Origin of the sequence: Clavibacter michiganensis, assembly GCF_002151125.1 — a bacterium.
Taxonomy (GTDB): domain Bacteria; phylum Actinomycetota; class Actinomycetes; order Actinomycetales; family Microbacteriaceae; genus Clavibacter; species Clavibacter michiganensis_C.
Genome location: NZ_MDJZ01000005.1, coordinates 484892 through 491959, shown reverse-complemented (window position 1 = coordinate 491959; position 7068 = coordinate 484892). Strand labels below are relative to the sequence as shown.

Genomic DNA, 7068 nt, shown 5'->3' with positions numbered 1-7068 from the left:
GAATATCGACGCCGGCGCCGACGACGCCCGCGCCCGCGCCCGCGCCCGCGCCCGCGCCCGCGCCGGCGCCGGCTCCCGCGCCCGTCCCCGCCCCGGCGACGGGCACCGGCGACGCCGAGCAGGCGATCCCGCTGGCCGACGCCCGTCCAGGATCCGGGTCGGCGCCCGTCGGCTCGACGCGCTACCCCGTGCCGTCGAACGCGCTGTTCGTCGCCACCACCGGCTCCGACCGCGCGTCCGGATCGGCGTCCGCGCCCTTCCGCTCCATCCAGCGGGCCGTCGACGTGGCCGCCTCCGGGCGCACCATCGTCGTCCGCGGCGGCACGTACCACGAGTCCGTCGTCATGCCCAAGGGCAAGGCGCTCACGTTGCAGTCGTACCCCGGCGAGAAGGTCTGGCTCGACGGCAGCCGGACGCTCACGCAGTGGGTGGCATCCGGATCCGGCTGGTACGCGCCGGGGTGGGACCTGTCCTTCGACACCAGCCCCACCTACACGCGCGGCGCACCGGACGGCACGGCGGCCAGCTGGTCGTTCGTCAACCCGGCCTTCCCGCTCGCGGCCCACCCCGACCAGGTCTGGTTCGGGGCCACCGCCCAGAAGCAGGTCGCGAGCCGGGCGCAGGTGGTCCCGGGCACGTTCTTCGTCGACCGCGCGGCCGACCGCCTGCACGTCGGATCCGACCCGCGCTCGTCCAGCGTCCGGTCGAGCGACCTCGTCAGCGCGCTCCAGGTTCGCGGCGACGGCAGCACCGTGCGGGGCATCGGCATCCGCCGCTACGCCCCGTCCGTACCGGACCAGGGCGCAGTGCAGATCCACGGCACGCGCGTCGCGTTCGAGAACGTCGTCATCACCGACATCGCGACCATCGGACTGTCGGTCATGGCGACCGACGCCAAGCTCACCGCGGTCACCTCGGCCCGCAACGGCATGCTCGGGATGCGCGCCGTCTACGCCGACCGCCTCGTCGCGACCCGCCTGCTCGTCGCCGACAACAACCTGGAGCGCTTCAACCGGGCTCCCGTGTCGGGCGGCTTCAAGATCGGCCGGTCGCGGGACATCCAGGTGCTCGACAGCGACTTCCAGCGCAACGCCGGCAACGGCCTGTGGTTCGACGAGTCCGTCTACGACATCACGCTGACGGGCAACGACGTCCTCGACAACACCGGCGCCGGCATCGTGCTCGAGCTCTCCGCGACCGCGACGGTGGCGGACAACGTCATCGCCCGCAGCGGCGAGGAGGGGCTCTGGATCGAGAACTCCGGCCACATCGGCGTCTGGAACAACACGTTCTCCGCCAACGACCGGGACATCGACATCTCGCAGGGCGACCGGATCGCGACGAACCTGTCCACCGCCGGCCACGACCCGCGCCAGAAGCTGCCGGACCCCACGGTGACCTGGGTCGTGACCGACATCACGATCTCGAACAACGTGCTCCAGGGCAGCACGGGCAACGCGCTGCTCGCCGTCGAGGACCACACGCACAAGCGGTCCGCGGCGCAGATGGGCATCCGCACGTCGGGCAACGTCTACCAGCGCGACCAGGCGAGCATCCCCGGCTGGGCCGTCGTCTGGACGCGCGGCCCCGGCAACCCGGCCGTGTACGGCACCCTGGCCGCGTTCCGCGACGCGACGGGTAACGACCGGACGGGCCTCGAGGTGATCGGCCGCAGGGTCCTCGGATCCGACCTGCGGATCACGAGCGAGATCGCCTCCCTGCAGTCGGGCATCGCCGTGGGCGTCCCCGCGCTCGTCGCCTCGCTCACGGGCGTGGTCACGGGAGCCCGGACCGTCGGGGCGACCGCCGGCTGATCCCGCGCACACGCCGACGACGGGCCGATCCCCACCGGGGATCGGCCCGCCTGCGCGGCGGCCCGCCTGCGCGTGGGCCCGCCTGCGCGTCGGGGCGCATGCGTCCCCCGAAGGGGGAGGGGCCGGGAGACGCGGGCAGCCTCTAGCATTGCCACCGTCACCACCCGGTGTTCACCCGTCGTACCCGCGATGGATGCTCTCGGACGAGGCCCACCCAGCCCGTCCGTCCCCGAGCCGTGAACCGGACGAGGTCTTCCCGGACCGCGTCGCACCCCGCACCACCCACCTGTAACCCGAAACGCAGGAACTCACCCGATGAACCCGTCATCGGCGCTGGACCGAGCCCGTCGGCCGCGCCTCCCCGCATCCACCCGACCCCACGAGACCCTCCGACCGCTCGACGCGCTGCCCGGCACGCGATGAGCACCACGAGGAACCGCCCCGCGACCCGGGGCGGCCGCACCCGCCTGCGCGCCGAGCGCCGCTCCGCGCACCGCCCGATCATCGGATCCGGCGTCGCCCCCGCCGCGCCCGCCGTCCCTTCGGGTCGCCGCTGGGCCCGTGACTACCGCACCCGCCTCATCGCGAGCGACTGGGCGATCATCGTCGCCACCGTCCTCGTCGCCCAGCTCACCCGCTTCGGCACGGGGGACGCGGCGGTCGACGCCGGATCCGTGCAGCTCGACTACGGCATCGTCTCCGTCGTCGTCGTGGCCGCGTGGATCGCCGTGCTGGGCGCGTTCCGCACCCGCGACGCCCGCATCGTCGGCGTCGGCGTCTCCGAGTACAAGCGGGTCGTCAACGCGTCCGCCATCACGTTCGGCGCGCTGGCGGTCGGCTTCCTGCTCCTCAAGGTCGACATCGCCCGCGGGTACGTCGTGCTGGCGTTCCCGCTCGGCGTCGTCGCGCTGCTCGTGAGCCGGTGGACCTGGCGGCAGTGGCTGATCCGCCGCCGCCTCCAGGGCGCGCACCTGTCGCGGGTCGTGGTCGTGGGATCCCGGGCCGACGTCGAGGACGTGGCCGCGCAGATCCTGCTGCGTCCCGCCTCCGGCTACGCGGTGGTGGGCGTCGCCATCGACGACCACCTCGACGGCCTCGAGGTCGCCGGGCGCACGATCCCCGTCGTCTCCGACCTCGGATCCGTCGCCGCGGCCGCCGCCCGCACCGCCGCCGACGCCGTCATCGTCGCCAGCCAGCCGCGCGCCGGCAGCAACGCCGTCCGCACGCTCGGCTGGGAGCTCGAGGGCTCGTCGATCGAGCTGGTGCTCGCGTCGCGCCTCACCGACGTCGCCGGCCCCCGGATCCACTTCCGCCCGGTCGAGGGCCTCCCGCTCATCCACGTGGAGATCCCGCAGTTCGAGGGCGGGAAGCACGTGATGAAGCGGGCCCTCGACATCGCGGTGGCCGGCCTCGCGCTCCTGGTCCTCGCGCCGGTGATGCTCGTGATCGCCGCCGTCGTCCGCGCCGACAGCCCGGGCGGCGCCATCTTCCGCCAGGAGCGCGTCGGCAAGAGCGGCCAGGAGTTCCGCATGCTGAAGTTCCGCTCGATGCGGGTCACCGCGGAGGCGGAGCTCGCGGCGCTGGCGGCGGCGAACGAGGGATCCGGCCCGCTGTTCAAGATGCGCGCCGACCCGCGCGTCACCCGCGTCGGAGCCGTGCTCCGCCGCTACTCGCTCGACGAGCTCCCGCAGCTGTGGAACATCCTCGTCGGCGACATGAGCCTCGTCGGGCCCCGCCCGCCGCTGCGGACCGAGGTGCAGGGCTACGAGAGCCACGTGCACCGCCGCCTGTTCATCAAGCCGGGCCTCACCGGCATGTGGCAGGTGAACGGCCGGAGCGACCTGAGCTGGGACGAGAGCGTCCGGCTCGACCTGTACTACGTCGAGAACTGGTCCCTGACCGGCGACGTGATGATCATGTGGCGCACCTTCCGTGTGCTCACCCGACCCGTAGGGGCTTACTGATGTCTGCAATCGAACCGCGTCGACTCCGCATCGCCATGGTCGGGACCCGCGGGGTCCCCGCCGCGTACGGCGGATTCGAGACCGCCATCGAGGAGATCGGGCAGCGCCTCGCCGCCCGCGGCCACGACGTCACCGTCTACTGCCGCTCCGCGAACCGCGCGCGCCCCCGCACCCACCTCGGCATGGCTCTCGTGCACCTGCCGGCGCTCAAGACCAAGTCGATCGAGACGCTCAGCCACACCGCGCTGTCCGCGATCCACCTGGCCTTCGGGAAGCGCCAGGACGCGGCCTTCGTGTTCAACGCCGCCAACGCGCCGTTCGTGCCCCTCATCCGCTCGCGCGGCGTGGCCACGGCCGTGCACGTGGACGGTCTCGAGTGGAAGCGCGGCAAGTGGGGCCGCATGGGCAAGAAGTACTACCGCGTCGCCGAGCAGATGGCCGTGAAGAACGCGGACGCGCTCATCTCCGACGCGCAGGGCATCGCCGACTACTACGACCACGAGTTCGGGATCCCCACGGAGCTGCTCACCTACGGCGCCAACATCCTGCGCGACCCCGCGTCGGACCGCCTCGCCGAGCTCGGCCTCGAGCCCGGCCAGTACCACCTCGTCGTCGCGCGCTTCGAGCCGGAGAACCACGTCGACGTCATCGTCGACGGGTACACGGCGTCGAACGCGACGCTGCCGCTCGTCGTCGTCGGATCCGCGCCGTACTCCGCCGCCTACACCGACCGCATCGAGCAGGTCGCCACCGCCGACCCGCGCATCCAGCGCCTCGGCGGGGTCTGGGACCAGGAGCAGCTCGACCAGCTCTACGCCCACGCGCTCACCTACATCCACGGCCACTCGGTCGGCGGGACGAACCCGTCGCTGCTGCGCGCCATGGGCGCGGCGACCGCGACGCTCGCGAACGACAACGTGTTCAACCGCGACGTGCTCGGCGAGGACGGCCGCTTCTGGGCGGACGCCGCCGGGGTCGCCCGGCTCGTCGAGGGCGCCGAGGCGGCCGCCGAGGAGGCCGTCGCGATCGGCCGCCGCCTGCAGGAGCGCGCCGAGGAGACCTACGACTGGGACGCGATCGCCGACGGCTACGAGGAGCTCGCGGCCCGCATGACGCGCGGCTACTCGACGCACGGCATGAGCCGCGGCGTCCGCTCCGCCACCCGCTGGGAGCCGGAGCTCCGCGCCGCCGACGCGAGCCGCACCTCCTTCCTCCTCGAGGAGAGCCGATGAGCGCCCCGGCCGCGACCGCGACCGACCCGCGCGCCGAGTCGTACGCCGACGTCGTCCGCCGGCTCGCCTCCGCGCAGAAGAAGGCCGCCCGCGGCGCGCCCGCGTACTCGATCCGCGTCAACCGCCCGGCCGGCCGGCTGCTCGCCGCGTGGGCCTACCGCCAGGGGCTGACCCCGAACCAGGTGACCGCGATCAGCGCCGCCTTCACGTTCACCGGGATCGCCCTGATCGCGCTCGTGCAGCCGACCGCCTGGCTCGGCATCGCCGTGTGGCTGCTGCTCGCGGTGGGCTACGCGTTCGACTCGGCCGACGGCCAGGTCGCGCGCCTCCGCGGCGGCGGCTCGCTCTCGGGCGAGTGGCTCGACCACGTCGTCGACTGCGTCAAGATCTCGTCGCTGCACCTCGCGGTGCTCGTGTCGATGTTCCGCTGGCCCGCCACGGACTCCGACGCGTGGCTGCTCGTGCCCGTCGTCTACGCGATCGTCGCGGCCGCCAGCTTCTTCGCGATGATCCTCAACGACCAGCTCAAGCGCGTGCACGCCGTCACCGGCGCCACCGCCCCCGAGGCCGGCCGGTCGACGCTCCTGCGCTCGCTCCTCGTGATCCCCACCGACTACGGCTTCCTCTGCATCGTGTTCGCGCTGCTCGGCGCCCCCGTCGTCTTCCTCGCGGTCTACGCGCTGATGATGCTCGCCAACGCCGGGCACCTCGCCCTCGCGTCGGTGAAGTGGTTCCGCGACATGGGCGCGCTCGACGCGCGCCGTGCGGAGGCGACCGCCGTGTCGTCCGCCGGATCCGCGCGGGTCCCCGCGTGACCGCGTTCGCCGGCGTGGAGCAGGCCCTCGCGCAGGCCGACGAGGAGGGTGCCGACCTCCGCGGGCGCACGGTCCTCGTCGCGCACCCGAGCGCCGAGCTCTACGGATCCGACCGCGTGCTCCTGGAGAGCGTCGCCGGCCTCGTGGCCGCCGGCGCCCGCACGATCGTGACCCTGCCCTCCCACGGCCCGCTCGTCGCGGCGCTGACGGGCGTCGGCGCGACCGTGCACCATGCGCCCACGCCGGTTCTCCGGAAGTCGATGCTGCGCCCGCGCGGCTTCGCGGCCCTCGTCGGCCAGTCCGTCCGCGGACTCCACGCCGGACTCGGCCTCGTGCGCCGCACGCGCCCCGACGCCGTGTACGTCAACACCGTCACGATCCCGCTGTGGATCCTCGTCGGCCGCCTCACCGGCCGCCCGGTCCTCGCCCACGTGCACGAGGCGGAGGGGTCCGCGTCGCGCGCCATCGGCACCGCGCTCGCCCTGCCGCTCGCGCTCGCCACGAGCGTCGTCGCGAACAGCCGCTACAGCGTCGACGTGCTCGGCCGCGCCCTCCCGCGGGTCGCGCGCCGCGCCGAGGTCGTCTACAACGGCGTGCCCGGCCCCGCCGAGGTCGTGCCGGCGCGCGAGGCGCTCGACGGGGGCCTCCGGGTCCTCTACGTCGGCCGGCTCTCCGACCGCAAGGGCGTGGACGTCGCCGTCGAGGCGATCGTCGAGCTCCGCGACCGGGGCGCCCGGGCGACCCTCGACATCGTGGGCGCCGTGTTCCCCGGCTACGAGGCGTACGAGGAGCAGCTGCGCACGACGATCCGCGTGCTCGACCTCGAGGACCGGATCACTCTGCACGGCTTCCACGCCGACGTCGCCCCCTTCGTGGCCGCCGCCGACGCGTGCGTCGTGCCCTCCCGGGTGGACGAGCCGTTCGGCAACACCGCCGTCGAGGCGCTGCTGGCCGCGCGGCCCGTGGTGGTCAGCGACACCTCCGGCCTCCGCGAGGCCGCGGGCGGGTACGAGTCCGCGGTGATGGTGCCGCCCTCGGATCCGGCCGCCCTCGCGGACGCCCTCCAGGACATCGCGACGGACTGGGACGCCTCCCGCGCCCGGGCCGCCCGCGACCGCTTCCGCGCCGAGCACCGGCACGGACCCGGGCTCTACCGGCAGCGCATCGCGCGGTCGGTGGGCACGATGCTCACGCTCACGAAGCGCGTCGGCAGCCCCCGACCGGCCAGCGACCGCTGACCACC

At 73.9% G+C, this 7068-nt stretch carries 5 protein-coding genes; all 5 read left to right on the top strand.

Annotated features, from left to right (window positions below; genetic code table 11):
- Window positions 1-1814, top strand: a 1814-nt coding sequence (locus tag BFL37_RS04795) for a right-handed parallel beta-helix repeat-containing protein (protein WP_143331581.1), incomplete at its 5' end; no start/stop codon positions are given.
- 419 nt (window positions 1815-2233) lie between these two features.
- Window positions 2234-3778: a sugar transferase gene (locus tag BFL37_RS04790; protein ID WP_086513993.1), complete on the top strand. Its 1545-nt coding sequence runs from the start codon at window positions 2234-2236 to the stop codon at window positions 3776-3778.
- Entirely contained in the window at window positions 3778-5010 is a 1233-nt protein-coding gene (locus tag BFL37_RS04785) for a DUF1972 domain-containing protein (RefSeq protein WP_086513992.1), read from the top strand. The genes BFL37_RS04790 and BFL37_RS04785 overlap by 1 nt, the downstream gene beginning before the upstream one ends.
- A complete protein-coding gene (locus tag BFL37_RS04780) occupies window positions 5007-5825 on the top strand; it encodes a CDP-alcohol phosphatidyltransferase family protein (RefSeq protein WP_086513991.1) in 819 nt (272 codons plus the stop codon). Before BFL37_RS04785 ends, BFL37_RS04780 begins: the two co-directional genes overlap by 4 nt.
- On the top strand, window positions 5822-7063 hold the full coding sequence (locus BFL37_RS04775; protein WP_086513990.1) for a glycosyltransferase: 1242 nt from the start codon (window positions 5822-5824) through the stop codon (window positions 7061-7063). Before BFL37_RS04780 ends, BFL37_RS04775 begins: the two co-directional genes overlap by 4 nt.
- Window positions 7064-7068 lie beyond the last annotated feature (5 nt).